Here is a 15765-nt window from a genome sequence, read left to right as displayed (position 1 = left end):
CCTCACTGGGCCCGGTAGGTCAGCACGAGGCCGACGTTGACGAGTGCGTTCCTGTCGCCTTCCACGACCAGCGACCAGGGCGCGCCGACGCCGAGGCCGGTGGCGCGGATCGCCTTGCCGTGCTCCAGGGCGTACCGGCGCTCGCCGTTGACCAGGAAGCGGGCGCTGCCGCCGTCGAGGTCGTAGCGGGCGTACAGGCCGGTGATCTGGCCGCCGATCAGGCCGGGGAAGTGCTCGGCGGTCAGCGGCAGCAGCAGGGGGCCCGCCTCTTCCGCCAGCAGGAACTCCTCCCACTGCTCGGGGAACTCGGCGGCCACGTCCACGTAGCGCGCGGCGGCGTAGGGGCGCTGCATGCCCCTGACCGCGTTCGTGAACGCCTCCCCGCCCGGCTCGGCGGTGTAGCGCAGGGTCACCACGACGTCGCGCAGCCCCTGCGGGCGGCGGCCGGGGACCTCCAGCAGCCAGGTGGACACCGCGCCGCACCCCTCGAAGGGCAGGTAGCGGTCGTCGTCGTAGCGCAGCTCGAACAGGCCGTTGTTCTCCTGTCCCTCCGCCACGTGCGACAGCGCGATCCGCTGCCCGGCCCGCAGGTCGGAGCGGAGCGTGGCGGGCGGCGTGCCCTTCGGGTCGAGCAGGAACTTGACCGCCTTCGGGTCGGGTTCCAGCACGGTCCGCCCGGCGAGCTGGGTCAGGACGGCGCTGACCGGCCCGCCGGCCTCGAAGGCGACCGCGACGTTCCGCACCCGCCTGCGGTAGTGGCCGGGGAAGTCCCGGTCGAACAGCGCCTCGCCGAGGGAGAACTCGCAGCGGCCGGTGTCGCGCAGGGTGAGCAGGGCGAGCGGGTCGAGGTCGAGCAGCGAGATCCGCTTGGTGATCTCCAGCTCGCGCCCGTGCTGGAGGTAGGCGGCGCCGAGCCGGTCGAGGTCCAGCGCCAGGCTCTCCCCGGCCAGCAGCCCGTTCCTGCGGCTGTCCCAGTACACGGGCCTGACGTACGGCTCGCCGCCGCCGCCGTTCTCGTAGGCGTAGGCCCGTTCTGCCGCCTTGGCCATGTCGAAGGCCAGGCCGTACGCGGTGAAGTACATGCCCGACAGCCGCCCGGTCATCCACTGGTAGAGCTGGGCGCTGGAGAACTTGGCGGTGAGGAAGCCGGCGATCTCCTGCCCGTGGGCGATCTCCTGCTCGAGGACGCGCAGCTCCTGCCGGGCGGCCTCGGCCCGGAGCTTCGCGCCGTTGATCTGGTGCTCGAGCTGGACGAGGTCGCTCTTGGCCAGGTCGCGCTGCAGGTCCCACTCCTCGGCCATGCGCTCGTGCTCGGCGGTGACGGCCAGCACCTCGCCGAGCACGCTGAAGCCCTCGGCCATCGTGCTGGAGATGTCGGCGGCGGTGTCGAGCATGCCGCCGAGCTGGTCGGCGCCGTACTCCATGCCCATGATGAACGGCCCGGCGAGGATCTGCACCCCGCCCGAGGCCAGCGACGCGGCGATCTTGAGGCCGCTGGCGGCGAAGTGCCCGGCGGCGCCCGTGGACATGATGGCCAGCTGCGCCTTCTGGGTGGGGGTGAGCCCGGCCGCGATGAGCCGCTCGTAGAAGACCAGCCGCGTGTTGGCGGCGGCCTTGCCCGCCTCCAGCTCGCTCAGGTTCTCCGCGGCCATGCGGACCTCGGCCTCCTTGATCGCGCGGGTGAGGTCGAGGATCTTGTTCTGTTGCCGGTTCTGCAGCAGCGTCAGCTCCTCGCCGTCGCGCCGCTCGATCGCCGCCAGCAGGTCGCCGCCGAACTGGCGCACCCGGTCGGCCAGCTCCTGCGCCTTCTTCAGCACCACGGGGAAGCGGTAGTGCGGCACCGCCGCCTCGGCAGCGGCCGCCACGCCGTCCAGGGCCGCGCCCTCGGCGGCGCCGCGCACCAGCGCCATGACGTCCACCGGCGGCTCGAACAGCGGCACCGGCCTGCTGACGCCGAAGAAGTCCAGCGACTGCCTGATCTTGCGCAGGCGGTCCGCGACCCGGCTCCAGTACTCGCCGAACACCGCGTTCTCCGGCACGTAGAAGTACGGCTCGGCCACGCCGGCGTGCACCGCCCCGGCGCCCTTGACCAGGGTGCCGCCCGCGGTCAGCTCCGCGAGCTGCCTGCCCTCGCTCACCTGGGGCAGCCTCTCGTACGGCAGCGCCGCGCTCAGCTGCCTCGGCCCGTAGCCGAAGTCGCGCTCGCCGAGCAGGTCGTAGGCGAGGATGTAGAGCATCCTGGCCTCGTCGATGTCCTCGGCCGTGTACTTGCGGAACAGATGGTCGCCCCAGTCGATCAGGTTGTCGATGTAGGCCATGACGACGTTGCGCCGGTAGGTGGAGGGCCGCAGCTCGGCGATCGCGTGAGGGTCGAACGGATCGTCGAGGTAGGCCTTGAGCAGCGCGCCTCTGTCGCCCATGAGCCGGTACTGGCGGCCGAGCCGCCGCATCATGCCCAGCCGCTCGCGCAGCCGCCGCGCCGCCTCACGGGTGGCGGGCGTGCCGCCTTCCGGTACGGCCGGCCGTACCGTGGCCAGGGTGTCGAGGAAGGCGAGGTCGTCGGAGCCGAGCTCGCTGAACTGCAGGAAGGCGTCGTTGAGCGGTTCCAGCCTGGCCAGGTGCGTCTCCAGCGTGGTCCCGAGGGACGTGGTGGTCTCGCCCAGCTCGGCCAGGTCGGTGCGGATGCCGGTGACCAGCGCCGCCACGTCGGCGGCCAGGAACGGGACGAAGCGCCAGTGGCTGCCGGGCTCGGAGGGGTCGAAGACGTATTCGTACCAGCGGCGGGCCTCCTCGTGGCGCTGGGCGCCGTTGAGCGCCTTGGCGATGAGCAGCGGCGCGTGGAAGAAGATCTCCCAGTAGTAGAGGCCGTTGGCGCTCTGGAAGTCCAGGTGGCTGCCGGCCGGCACGCCGTTGGGGAAGATCTCGGGCTTGAGCTTGACCGTGGTCGCCGTGGCGCGCTCGGCCGGGTCGGCGATGAAGGCGGGCAGCTCGTCGATCTCCTGCGTCTCGGGGTGGAGCAGGGCGGGCACGCCGCCGGTCAGCAGGCGCCGGTTGAGCTCGTAGGCGGTGCTGGTCGTCAGGCGGACGATCTCGTGGGGCTGTGCCGCGTACTCGTAGGGGCGGGGGACCGGCGCCCCCTTGGGGTAGGCGAGGTAGTTCTCGCCGCTGAAGACGTACAGCGTGTCCTTGGCGTCGAGCACGCCGGAGATCGAGCCCTCGGGCAGCGAGCGCCAGTTGCCCGCGACCGGCAGCGCCGGCTTCAGGGTGGCGAGGTCCTGGCCGGGGGCGAGCCTGCCGTACAGGGAGCCGGAGAAGACGTAGCGGCGGAAGACGGCGTTGACCCGCGCCTGGATGTCCACGGGCGGTCCGTCCACGTAGTCGGGGATGGAGTCGCCGGGGCCCAGCGTGTAGGTGACGACCTCGAGCTGGGAGGTCAGGTGGAGCGTGCCGCCGGTGAGGTAGGCGGCGTCCACGCCGCCGGTGACGGCGGTCGGCCGGCGGCCGAGGTCGCGCGTCTTGTGGACCGCGTCGCCGACTGTGTAGGTGTGCTCCTCGTTGTCGAAGACGTACGTGCGCCCGCCGAAGGCGAAGGCGACCCGCGGGCTGGGGTCCTCGAGCCCGGAAACGTGCCGCAGGAAGCGGCGGATCGCCGGCTGGCGTCCTGACGGCAGCGGCCTGAGCATGCCGAGCGAGCCGGTCTGCGCGAAGCCGTCCTGGGACGACAGGAAGTACTCGGTCTTGTCGGAGCCGGTGAAGGCGGCCTCGATCCGCGGCCACTGCGGCAGGTTCTCGTCATTGCCCGCCAGCGGCCTGGGGCAGTCGTCGTCGAGGGTCCCGAAGACCGGGCCGGTGAAGCGGTAGTACTCGTTGCCGGAGAACAGATAGACCTGGTTGCCGCGGACCAGCGCGGCGTCCACGACCCCGGTTCTGTGCAGGTTGGTGCGGATCAGGCCCCATCTGCCCGCGGTCGGGCCTTCGGCGATGGTCTCGCCGGCGGCCGACAGCGCGATGTAGCGCTCGGCCTCGTTGTCGAAGAAGTACCGCTCCCCGTTGGGGAGCTCGAAGGCGGCGTCGACGCGCGTCCAGGCGGGTAGCCTGCCGGGGGCCGAGGTGATCGCCCGCGGCGCGGGCTCGTCGGCCGGGACGGCGGTGATGGGGCGGCACAGGAAGCTGCCGCCCTTGTGGTCCACGCTCAGCCACGGCTCGTCGGCGGAGCCGAGCGGCGTGTCGAAGTAGACCATGCCCTGCGCGCCGACCGTCTCGTCGAAGATCTTCGCCAGCTCGGTGGCGTGCGAGGCCGGGACGTCGACGGCGGCCCGCGTCGCGTACAGCTCCGGGGTGAGCACGAACGACTCGCTCTCCTCCTCCCCCGCCGAGTTGACGACGCAGGTGATCACGATCGTGTCGTGCTCGCCCTCCGGCTGTCCCGGCACGGTCGCCGAGGCCCGCGCGAACAGCGAGACGCCGATGATCGGCAGGCCGCGCCGTACGTCCACCGGCAGTTCCTGGGCGGGCACCCAGTCGTCGGCCAGCGTGGAGAAGGAGTAGCAGATCTTCACCCGGTACGTCGGCGGCGGCGCGCTGATCTCCCGCTTGCCGTCCTTGGGCTGCTCGGAGATGGTCGTCGTGCCGGTGACCGGCGGCGCCACGGTCTCCACGACCGGCCAGAACACGAAGACGCGGCCGAAGGCGTGCACCGGGTAGACCTTCTCCACCTCGATCTGCACGCCGACCCTGTGCCAGGGCTGCCAGGTGGCCGACAGGCGGCCGCGGTCGCGGAACTCCGCCTCGCGCACGTAGTAGCGGATCGGCGCGGTCCTGGTGCGGCCGAACAGCACCAGCCGCCGCTCGCCCGGCAGCGCGCCGTCGGCGGTGTAGACGTAGCCTCCGGCGATGGCCAGGCGTGAGACCTCGGTGTACTCGTCCAGGTAGCGCTTGTAGGCGGCCTGCACGCCGGCCTCGGTGATCTCGCCCTGGAGCAGGTCGTCCTCCAGCACCTTGAAGCCCGGCGTCTTGGCCTCTCGCAGCTCGGGCACCAGGTAGTTCTCGGGGTGGAGGAAGACCCTGCGGTTGCCCTCCCAGACGCGGTAGTTGCGCATCCACGCCCACCACGTCCTGATGCGCCTCCTGACCTCGGCGGGGTCACGGCCGGCCGGCAGGTTCACCCGCTCCAGGTCGAGCAGGTAGCGGTGGATGAACAGCTGGGTGGCCGCGATCGCCTCCCGCACGGGCGTGGTGGTGCCCTCGGTGCCCATCTCCACGTCGATGAGCAGCTCCTCGAACAACTCCCGCGTGGTACGGCCGGCCGCGACGTGGGCCACCAGCGCGTCCCGCTTGAGCGCGTTGAGCTCATCGTGCACGGTCTTGACCAGCGTCTTCGCGTCGGGACGGCGGCCGAGCAGCGCCTCCAGCCCGTTCGCGGCCGTGGCCGGCTCGCCGCCGCGCAACGGCTCCCAGATCTCGGCGTGCAGCCGGGACGGCTCGGCGCCCATCCGCGCGGCCATGTCGAAGACCCGCTCCAGCCGCAGCAGGAACTCGATCTCGAAGCGCGCCTCCTCCGCGGTGACGGTGTGCAGGAGCCCGGTGTTGCGCCGGGCCCAGCGCACCTCGTCGAGGTCCCAGCCGAACAAGCCGGACAGGAACGCGTAGGGGTCCTCGCCGCCCTGCTCCAGGAACTCCGCCAGCCCCGGGCGCTCCTTGCACAGCCGGGCGAAGGCGGCGATCTCCCGCACGTCGCTCAGCCGGTAGTCGGCCGCCTCGGCCCAGCGGTGCCGGACGGCCTGCGGGAAGGTCCGGTCCACGCGGGTGAGATCGGCGCCGGAGTAGCGCACGAAGTCCGCGCCCTTGAGCAGATAGGTACGGCCGTGCAGGGTGAAGGCCGCCTCGATGCCCGACTCGAAGCCGGACGGCAGGTCGCCCCAGTCGTGCTCGATCGTGCGCGGGTAGCCTTCCTCGGCCACGTCGAGGGCGCCGGGCCGGTAGCGGACGTACTGGCGGCCGCGGAAGGCGTGCACCTCGCCGGACGGCGTGGCGAAGGCGGCGTCCAGCGTGCCGGGGAACTCGCTGCGGACGCGCCCCCATCTCCCCGCGATCGGGGCGGTCCGGCCCCTGTGCCAGAAGTTCTTGCCCCGGAACAGGTGGACGCCCGCGGGCGAGAGGAAGGCGGCGTCCAGCCCGTCCTGGAACTCGGCCGGCAACTCCCCCAGGCGCAGCTCGTCGGCGAGCCCGGGCGCGATCGTGCGCGGGTAGCCGTCGTCGACCGTCTCGAAGGCGGCGCCGGTGTAGCGGACGTACTGGTCGCCGGAGAACAGGTACGTGTGCGCGCCCTTGACCAGCGCCGCGTCCACGCGGCCCCGTTCGGCCAGCGTGTTGCGGACCCGGCCGAGCTGGGTGAGGTCGTCGGCGGCCACCGCCGTCCTGGAGGCCACGTGGCAGGCGCCGCCGGTGAACACGTAGACGTTGCGCGGGTTGGCCAGCACGGCGTCCACGCGCGGGCCCAGGGCGTCGTCGAAGGTGTCGGGCAGGTTCCCGAACGCGGGCTCCCCGCGCAGGTGCGGGGCGATGGGCTTGGGGTAGCCGGGGTCGACGTAGCGGTACTCGGCGTCGGTGTAGCGCACGTAGCGGTCGCCGGAGAACAGGTACGTGTGGCGGCCGGCGACCACGGCGGCGTCCACGGTGTCGCCCGGGCGGAGGAACGGGTTGCGGGAGCGGCCCCAGCGTTCGCGGATCGGGGCGGCGGGCTCGCCGTACCTGGTGTAGGTGTGGCCGAAGAAGAAGTAGGTGGCGCCGTCGGCCCCGGTGAAGGCGGTGCGCAGGGCGTCGCCGGGCTCCACGCCGCGGTCGTGGCCGGGCCAGATGCGCTCGATCGGGCGCGGGTAGGACCAGTGCGCTCCGGCCTCGTCGTACTGCACGCACTGCCGGCCGTACAGCAGGATCATCGTCTGGCCCTGGTACAGGACCGCGTCGGGGATCGGGTGGCCCTCGATCCGGTAGTGGACGGGCACGTCCCAGAATCCGGCGTCGGCGGTCATCGGGTAGCCGGGGCCGGTGTAGTCGGCGCCGGTGAAGGTGATGTAGCGCATCTTGCCGCCGGCGTCGGGCTTTTCGAACAGGTAGGTGGTGCCGTTCCTGACGTAGGCCAGGGTGACGCTGGTCAGGCCGCCCCAGTGGGCGGCGATGGGGCGCGGGCCGGTGTCGGTGACGGTCTCGGTCCCGGTGTAGGAGACGAACTGGTCGCCGCTGAAGAGGTACGTCCTGCCGTCCCGGCCGACGAAGGCGGCATCGACCTTGTTGTCGTGATAAATGCGGTTATGAGAGTGGCCCCACTCCTCCGCCAGCGGGTACTCCCTGCCCAGGCGGGTGTTGTGGCAGGAGGCGCCCTTGAACAGGTACGTGGTGCCGTCCGCGCCGGTCAGGACCGCGTCCAGGCCGCTGCGGAACGCCTCCGGTACGGCACGCAGCGCCCTGGGACGCGCGGGCGTCGCCGTACCCGTGCCCTCCACGGACGGCAGGTGCGACCAGGCGCCGTCGCGCTCGGCCATGAGCGCGCCGTCCTCCAGGAACGCGCAGTCCACCGCGACGCCGTCGTAGCGGCGGCAGAGCGTGTCGGAGACGACATGGCAGCGCCCGCCCCGGAACAGGTAGACGTTGCGGCGGTCGGCGAAGGCCGCGTCCACGCCGTCCAGGACCACGTGCAGGTTCGCCAGCCTCGGCTCCGTGCGCAGCTCGGCGAGCGCCCGCGGGTAGCCGTCGTCCACCACGGCGAAGCGGTCGCCGGTGTAGCGCACGTACTGGTCGCCGGAGAACAGGTAGGTGTGGCGGCGCGGCGTCTCCACGCCGTCCACCAGCTCGCTCGACTCGGTGACCAGCGTCGCGTCCACGCGGCCCGTCCTGGCCAGGTTACTGGCCACGTTCCCCCAGAACGCCGTGACCGGCGCCGGGTAGCCGTCGTCCACCCGCGTGTAGTCGGCGTTCGAATAGCGGACGAAGCTGCCCTCGCCGAAGACGTACGTGCGCCCGTCCATGCCCACGAAGGCCGAGTCCACCCGGCGGAACGGCAGGCTGTCCCAGTGGGCGGCCAGCGTGCGCGGCTCCGACCACCAGCGCCGCCGGTGGTCGTGCACCACGAAACGGCCGCCGGAGAACAGGTAGGTGAGGTTGTCGCGGCCGGTGAACACCGCGTCCACGGCCATCGGCTCGGGCAGGTTCCACCAGTTGTCCGAGACCGGCTTCGGGTAGCCCTCGTCCGCGACGGTGTAGTCGCGTCCCGAGTACCGCACGTACCGGCCGCCGCCGAACAGGTACGTCCGGCCGTCCAGCACGAACGCCGCGTCCACCCGGGTCAGCCCGGCCCAGTCCCCCGCGATCCCGCGCGGGTAGCCGAGGTCGGTCACGGTGTAGCCGGCGCCGGTGTACCTGATGTACTTCTCGCCGCTGAACAGGTACGTCCGGCCGTCCAGCCCGACGAACGCCGCGTCGGCCGTCCCGCTCGGCAGCGCCTCGGGCAGCACGCCCCACCGCTCCGCCACCGGTACGGCGGGGCCGTCGCCGGAGGTCGCCAGCCCGTCGTGGAAGCGGTGCACGATCCCCCGGGCGTCGGCGAAGGCGGCGCGGGCCGGCCCGCCGGTGCGGCGGGGGTAGCCGTCGTCCACGCGCACGCCGTCGTTCTCGACGCAGTCGGTGTAGCGGATCTCCTGGTCGCCGCGGAACAGGTGGACGCCGTCGGCGGCGCTGTAGGCGGCGTCGATGCGGTCGGCCGCGTCGAAGGCGTTGCGGACGCGGCCCCACGTGTCCGCGATGCGGCCCGTCTCGCCGGTCGGGTCCAGGCGCCAGGTGTCGCCGGCGAAGGTGTAGGTGCGGCCGTCGCCGCCGTAGAACCGGGCGTCTGCCCGCTCTCCGGCGGTCCGGGGGAAGCCCTCGTCCACGTGGGTGAGGCCGGTGCCCGAATAGCGGACGTGCTGCCCGCCCGCCTCCAGGTGGACGTGCCCGGCGGCGTCCACGTGGGCGCTGTCGATCGCTGGCGGGTCGTCGAAGGCGTTGGCGATCTTGCCCCACGTCTGCTCACGGGGTAGCCAGCGGGTCAGGCCGGGCCGCCGGGTGTAGGTGTGCGTGGCGCCGCCCGCGTCGTGGGCGACCAGCCACTCCTCGCCGCCGGGCAGGACGAAGGCGGCGTCCACGCCGGTCAGCGTGGCGAACCTGGGTGACAGGTCCGTCAGCGGGTGGAGCAGGTCGTCGGCCCTGGCCAGGGTGTCGGCCAGGTAGAGCAGGTAGCGGCCGGCGGCGAAGACGTAGATGTGGCCGTCGGCGCTCTCCAGCAGCGCGTCCACCCGCTCGAGGTCCGGCGGCAGCGCGAGAGGCTCGGGGAACTTGCCGACGAGGTCCTGGTCGTGGAAGGCCACCGCGACGGCGGCCGGGTCCAGACCGAGCTTGGCCGCCAGCAGCGCGAAGCGGCGGACGCGGCGGTGCGCCAGGCGGAAGCGGGTGTCCGCGGCGCCGGCCAGCGCGGGCGGGACCAGGACGTCCAGGGCGGCCTCCCGGCTGCCGGTGATCGCGACGGCGATGGCCTCGGCCGTGGCCGCGGGGACGGCCAGGGCGTCCTGGAGGACGTCGAAGAGGGCTTTGCGCTGACGGCCCTCCTGCGCCTCCAGGCGCTGCACGACCTCCGTGACGGCGGCGGCCGTCTGGGTGGCCGCCGCGTGGAGGAGGAAGAAGATGTCCTTCTCGTAGTCCTCCAGGCCCTCGAGGCGGTACTCCAGGGCGGAGGAGATCCGGCCGAACGCGGCCAGGCGGTCCATCGGGATGGCCAGGTGGTCGTCCAGGTCGCCGCGGTCGATGAGGAGTCCGAGCAGGCGGTCGCGCTCGTCGTCGTCGAAACCCAGCGCCGTCAGGGCCCCGGGGTCCAGATGGTATGCCTGCTGCCCGGCCCTGACCTCCCCGATCCGGCCCTCGGCGGTGGCCGCTTCCTGCGCCGTGAACCCGGCCTGCGCCAGCAGGGCCGCCACCGGCCCGGGCTCGTGAGCGGGAGCCGCCTGGGGCGCCCCGGCCGTTCCGGCTCCCCCCGCCTCCGCCTGGGCCCCTCCTACCCCAGCCTCTCCTACCTCGCCCCCTCCTACCTCGGCCTCTCCTACCTCGGTCCCTCGTTCCTCGGTCTCCTCCCCTGCTCGGGCCTCCGCCTCCGTGGTCTCCTCCGCGGGAGCCGTCTCCCCCTCCAGGGTGTCCAGACCGCCCTCTGGGGCCGGGCCCTCCCACTCCTCCTTCCAGAACTCCTCGTCGTCGACGAGATCCTCCGCCGAACCGGCGAAGTCCTCCCCGGCCCAGTCCTCCTCGGCCTCGGTGAAGTCCTCCTCCGCCTCCGAGGCGGCGTCCAGGTCCCCATCCGCCGGAGCCCGTACCGGCCCGAGCGTCGCGTCCAGGTCGGCCAGCGCCACCTCGCCGGCCTCGGCCCCCACCGCGGCGGCCAGGGTGTCCAGCACCCGCCCGGCCATCGCGGCGTCGGCCACCTCGGCGAAGTCCTCGGCCGTGAAGGCGTACAACTGCGCCCGGAACCGGGCGATCTGCTCCTGCGCCGCCTCCAGGATGGCCCGCCGGTGCGGATAGAACTCCAGCGCCAGCGTGAAGTCCTCCACCGTGGTCCGCGCCAGCGCCGCCTTGTCCAGGTAGGCCCCGTCGGCATCCAGATAGCCGTTGAACCGCAGGCTGGGCACCGGATCCAGCCCGCCGTACCGGCCGAGCTCGGCGACCAGGGGCGCGCGCGCGAACCGCTCGGCCCGCTCCCGCAGGACCCCCAGCACGGCCTCCTCGACGTCGTCAAGGTCGACGCCGGCCTCGACCTGCGCCCCGGCCCGCACCCGGCCGTCGGCGTCCACGACGCCGTTGTGCACCAGGTTGTCGTACAGCTCGGCCCGTTCGCTCTCGCTCAGCTCCTCCAGCGAGGCCAGGTCGGAGGGGTGGAGCTCCCCTCCGCCCGAGGTGACCAGCGCGGCGACCGCCTCGGCGTGCGCGCTGAAGTCCCTGGCCAGCGGGCGGTCCTCGATGGGCTCGGCGAGGACGCCGTCGGCGTCCAGGAAGCCGTTCAGGACCAGGTTCGTGAAGATCTTGGCGGCCAGCCGTTCGCCGAGGCCGAGTCCCGTGAGGTCGCCGGCGGTGAGCACGCCCAGGTCGTGGACGGCCTCGTAGGCGGCGGCGCGCGTCCCGGCGGGGTCGAGCGTGAGCAGGCGGGGGTCGCGGGGGGAGACGACGGAGCCGGCGCGGCCGGTCAGGATCTCGTGGAGCACCTGCGCGGCGCGGGGGCCGAACCGTTCGGAGACGAGTGCCCGCGGCTCCAGCGCGACCTGTTCGAACCGATCGGCCAGCGCGGTCAGCAGCGCCTGGCGTTCCTCGGCCTCCTCGGGCGGCCCGTCGAGCACCGCGGCGAGGTCCTGGGCGCCGAGCCCGGCCTCCCGCATCCAGGCGACGACGCCCTGCAGCGTCTCCACCAGCCAGAGCGCGTCGCCGGGCGCGCCGTCGTCGAGCACGCGCAAGCAGTCGCGCCCCTCCGGGCCGCCGCCGCTCAGCGTGGGGAAGGCGGGGTGGCGGTGCAGCGCGGGGTCGCTGTCGAGGGCGTCCATGAGCTGCAGCAGCTCACCGGCGGCCAGGCCGAGCGCCGCGGCCAGCCGTCCGATGCGCCGCAGCAGCGACAGCGCCGCCCACGCCTCGCCTTCGCGGTCGAACGGCCCCGCAGCGGAGCGCGCCGCCCCGTCCTCCCGGTCGAACGGCCCCGCAGCGGAGCGGGCCGCCCCGTCCTGCCGGTCGAACGGCCCAGCGGCGAAGCGGGCCCGGTAGGCGGTGACGATCTCGGTGAGCTCGTCGGCGGCCAGGCCGGTGACGCGGGCGGCGTCGGCGCGGTAGCGCTTGTTGTGCGCGCCGAGCAGGTCGCCGCTCCACGCCCCGAGCGCGGCCAGCGGATCGTCCTCCTCGGGGACGCCCCGGGTCAGCAGCGCGCAGACCTCCGTGACGGTCAGATCCGCGGCCTCGCCCAGGTGCGTGACGGCCGCGGCGATCCGGACCGCCGCCGCGTCCACCCGCGCCTCGTTGCAGGTCCGCAGCACCAGGCAGAGCTCCGTCAGCGACCATCCGGTACGGCGGGCCAGCCGGACGAACCGGTTGACCCGCTCCAGCCACTCGTTCGGCACCGCGTTCTCGGCGCCGTCCCACAGCAGTGCGGTGCGCCCGGCGTTGACCGAGGCGCGCACGCCGGGCAGCCCGAGCAGTTCGCCCAGCTCGGCGCCGCTGAGCCCGAGGGCGGTGCGGAAGCGCTCGGGCTCCTGCAGCAGGGCCACCGCGTCCCGGTTCTCCAGCCCGTACAGGGCCTTGACCGCGTTGGCCCCGGCGACCGGCGTGACGATGACCCGGACGTCCTCGCCGGACAGGCCCAGGCGTAACCGGGCGGCCAGGTCGTGGTCGGGGGCGGCCTCGAACAGCCGGGCGAACTCGACGGGGTCCACCCCGAGGTGGCGCAGGTGGCTCTTGACCCGTTCGTGCTCCAGGGAGAACGGCAGGGTCAGCGGGTGCTTCAGGCCCAGGAGCCTGTCGTACGGCTTGGCCTTGTCGGCGCGGTTCTCGAGGACCCGGTTGACGATGTCGAGGTACGGGACGGGCATGAAGGTGTTGTCGTGGTCGAGGAGGATCTCGCGCAGGTCCGGGCGGCGGTCCAGGACGGCGGGGCGGCCGAATGCCCCTTCCATGAGCCGGAGGAGCTCGACGAGGTAGGCGGCGGGCGAGCAGACGGTGCGCGCCTCGTCCCCCTCCCTGAAGTCGAGTGCTCCGAAGAGCTGGGCATAGCTGGGCAGAGATCCGTTTCCGCGCACGCGAACTCCCAACATCGACCCCGTGTAGTCGGCCGCCCTATGCTCCGTCACGAAGTCGGGGAGGAAAACTGGCGTTTACGGTAGTTCGGCGAACCGTTCCACGTCCTCGGTGCGGCCCGACACCAGGACCACGTCGCTGTAGACGAGTTCGGTCTCGGCGGTGGCGTAGGTGAACTCCTCGTTCTCGCTCTTGACCGCCACGATGGTCACGCCGTACTTCTTGCGCAGGTTCGAGCGGCCGAGCGGGACGCCGATGTACTCCTTGGGCGGCCGGGTCTTGACCAGCGCGAAGTTCTCGTCCACCTGCATGTAGTCGAGCATGCGGCCGCTGACGAGGTGGGCGACGCGCTCGCCCATGTCGTGCTCGGGGAAGACGACGTGGTGGGCGCCGATGCGGCGCAGGATCTGGCCGTGCTGCTCGCTGACGGCCTTGGCCCAGATGTCGTCGATCTCGAGCTCGGCCAGCAGCGCGGTGGTGAGGATGCTGGCCTCGAGGTCGCCGCCGATGGCGACGACGGCCCGGTAGAAGTCGGGCACGCCGAGCTGGCGCAGCACCTCGATGTCGGTGGCGTCGGCGGTGGCGATCTGGGTGATGCGCCCGGCCAGCGACTGGGCGATCTTGGGGCGGCTGTCGATGGCCAGCACCTCGGTGCCGCGCCGGACGAGTTCCAGCGCGATGGCGGTGCCGAAGCGGCCGAGGCCGATGACCACGACCGGGTCGCTGTTCTTTTCAGCCAACGAGGACCCTCTCCTCCGGGAGTTCGTAGCGGCGGGTGCGTTCCTTCATCGCCAGGGCGGTGCCGAGCGTGATGGTGCCGGTTCTGCCGATGAACATCAGCACCGTCAGGATGATCTGCCCGGCTGCCGGGAGCTGGGCGGTGATGCCGGTGGACAGGCCCGTGGTGGTGAACGCCGAGATGACCTCGAAGAGCACCTGGTCGAGCGCGAAGGGACTGATCACCAGCAGCAGGTAGGTGGAGACGACGACGACGGCCACGCTGAGCAGGCTGACCGTGATCGCCTGGCGTTGCACCGACTCCGGCACGCGGCGGTGGCCGATGTTGACCCGGGGCTCGCCGCGCAGCTCCGCCCAGATGACGAAGGCGAGCACGCCGAAGGTGGTGACCCGGATGCCGCCCGCGGTGGAGGCGCTGGCGCCGCCGATGAACATGAGCACGTCGCTGATCAGCCAGCTGGAGGTCTCCATCTGGCCGATGTCCACGGAGTTGAGCCCGGCCGACCGGGTCATGGTGGAGGCGAAGAAGGCGGCCAGCACCTTGCCGCCCTCGTCGAGCGGGCCGAACGTCTTGGGGTTGTCCCACTCGGCGACCAGCAGGAACAGCGTGCCGACGGCCAGCAGGGCGAGCGTGATCCAGACGGTCAGCCGGGTGGTGATGGACCAGGCGCGGGGCTTTCGCCAGGTGCGCATGAGCTCGAAGACCACGGGGAAGCCGAGCCCGCCGACGATGACGGCGGCCGAGGCGGTCAGGCTGATCCACGGGTCGGCGACGAACCTGGTCAGGCTATCCGGCCACAGGGCGAATCCGGCGTGGTTGAAGGCCATGATGCTGTGGAAGACGCCGTAGTAGACGGCCTGCCCGAACGGCTCGCCGTACCCGGTCATCCAGCGCCCGGCCAGGACGGCGGCGAAGACGGCCTCGCAGGTGAGGCTGAAGACGACCACGCGGCGGGCGATGGAGCGCAGGTCGGCGGCGCTGAGCATGGTGGTCTCGGCCTGGGCCAGCAGGCGGAAGCGGACGCCGACGCGGCGGCCGATGAGCACGGCGAAGACGGTGGCGAAGGTCATGATGCCGAGCCCGCCCACCTGGACCAGCGCGGCGATGACGACCTCGCCGAAGACCGACCAGTGCGACTGGGTGTCCACGATGGCCAGGCCGGTGACGGTGACGGCCGAGGTGGCGGTGAACAGCGCCTCGACGACGCCCGCGGGCTTTCCGACGGTGGAGATCGGCTGCAGCAGCAGGATCGTGCCGGCCAGCACGAGCAGGCCGAAGGAGGTGACGACGATCTGGGCGGGGTGGTGAAAGCGGGACAGGAGGGCGGCCGACCACCGGGCGCGCCTGGTGAACGGCATCAGCGCGAGTCCGCCCGCGCACGGCCGCTCGCCGATCCGTTGGTGCCTGTCATGGACGCAGATCCTAGCCATGCGGGGGCGGCTCCCGCGCAGTGCCTGTGACGGCCTCCATAGTTGACCAGCGGACCGGTTATCTTTGGGAAGAGGCCGGAGCGGCTAGGGTGCGGGGGTTGCCGTCCGCGTTCTCCGGGAGATGCCCATGCCACGTCCGAGCGTCGAGGCCGAGCGCCGCGCGCAGATCCTGCGGGCCACCTGCGAGGTGCTCGCCGAGGTGGGCCTGCGCGCGCTGCGCGTCTCCGACGTGGCCAGGCGGGCGGGGACCAGCAACGGCACGGTGCACTACTACTTCGCCAGCAAGCGCGACGTGGTGCACGCCGCCTTCGACGACAACTTCACCCGCTCCATCGAGCGCCGCCGGCCGATCTTCGAGAGCGCGGCCGACCCGCGGGCCAGGTTGCGGGCGTTCGTCCGGTCCTATCTGCCGGACACGCCGGAGACCGTCCAGGCGTGGCGGGTCTGGATGGAGTTGTGGAGCGAGGCGCTGCGGGAGCCGGAGCTCCAGGATCTCAACGAGCGGGTCTACGGCGAGTGGCGCCGGATCGTGGCCGCGGTGATCCGGGACGGCCAGGCCCGGGGGCTGCTGCGCGCGGGCGACGCGGTGGAGCTGGCGAACCAGCTCATCGGCATGATCGACGGCCTGGCGATCCAGGTGCTGGTGGGCTCGCGGAGCATGACCGTGGCCCGGATGAGCGAGGTCTGCGACGCCTTCCTGCGCGACCTGGAGGACTGACCCGTTGACATCCCGCGTGACGTGCGCCACAGTGC

General features: G+C 72.4%; 4 protein-coding genes. 1 reads left to right on the top strand and 3 read right to left on the bottom strand.

Features of this window, described 5'->3' with window-relative positions:
* Positions 1 to 2: 2 nt before the first annotated feature.
* The 3 genes from FVE25_RS36855 to FVE25_RS36845 all read right to left on the bottom strand — a co-directional run bounded on the left by FVE25_RS36855 (position 3) and on the right by FVE25_RS36845 (position 14940).
* Positions 3 to 12845: a hemopexin repeat-containing protein gene (locus tag FVE25_RS36855; RefSeq protein WP_181019838.1), complete on the bottom strand. Its 12843-nt coding sequence runs from the start codon at positions 12843 to 12845 to the stop codon at positions 3 to 5.
* Positions 12846 to 12920: 75 nt separating this feature from the next.
* Positions 12921 to 13583: a potassium channel family protein gene (locus tag FVE25_RS36850; RefSeq protein ID WP_181019837.1), complete on the bottom strand. Its 663-nt coding sequence runs from the start codon at positions 13581 to 13583 to the stop codon at positions 12921 to 12923.
* Positions 13576 to 14940 (bottom strand): TrkH family potassium uptake protein, encoded by a 1365-nt coding sequence (locus FVE25_RS36845; RefSeq protein WP_157252108.1) that lies wholly within the window; start codon positions 14938 to 14940, stop codon positions 13576 to 13578. The genes FVE25_RS36850 and FVE25_RS36845 overlap by 8 nt, the downstream gene beginning before the upstream one ends.
* Positions 14941 to 15139: 199 nt before the next feature.
* On the opposite strand from FVE25_RS36845, the gene FVE25_RS36840 reads away from it, so the two are divergent.
* Entirely contained in the window at positions 15140 to 15730 is a 591-nt protein-coding gene (locus tag FVE25_RS36840) for a TetR/AcrR family transcriptional regulator (protein WP_157252107.1), read from the top strand.
* Positions 15731 to 15765: the final 35 nt, after the last annotated feature.

Source organism: Nonomuraea typhae (assembly GCF_009760925.1).
Lineage (GTDB): Bacteria > Actinomycetota > Actinomycetes > Streptosporangiales > Streptosporangiaceae > Nonomuraea > Nonomuraea typhae.
Note: the sequence above shows the minus strand (reverse complement) of the source record. Positions and strands in the feature narration are given on the sequence as shown.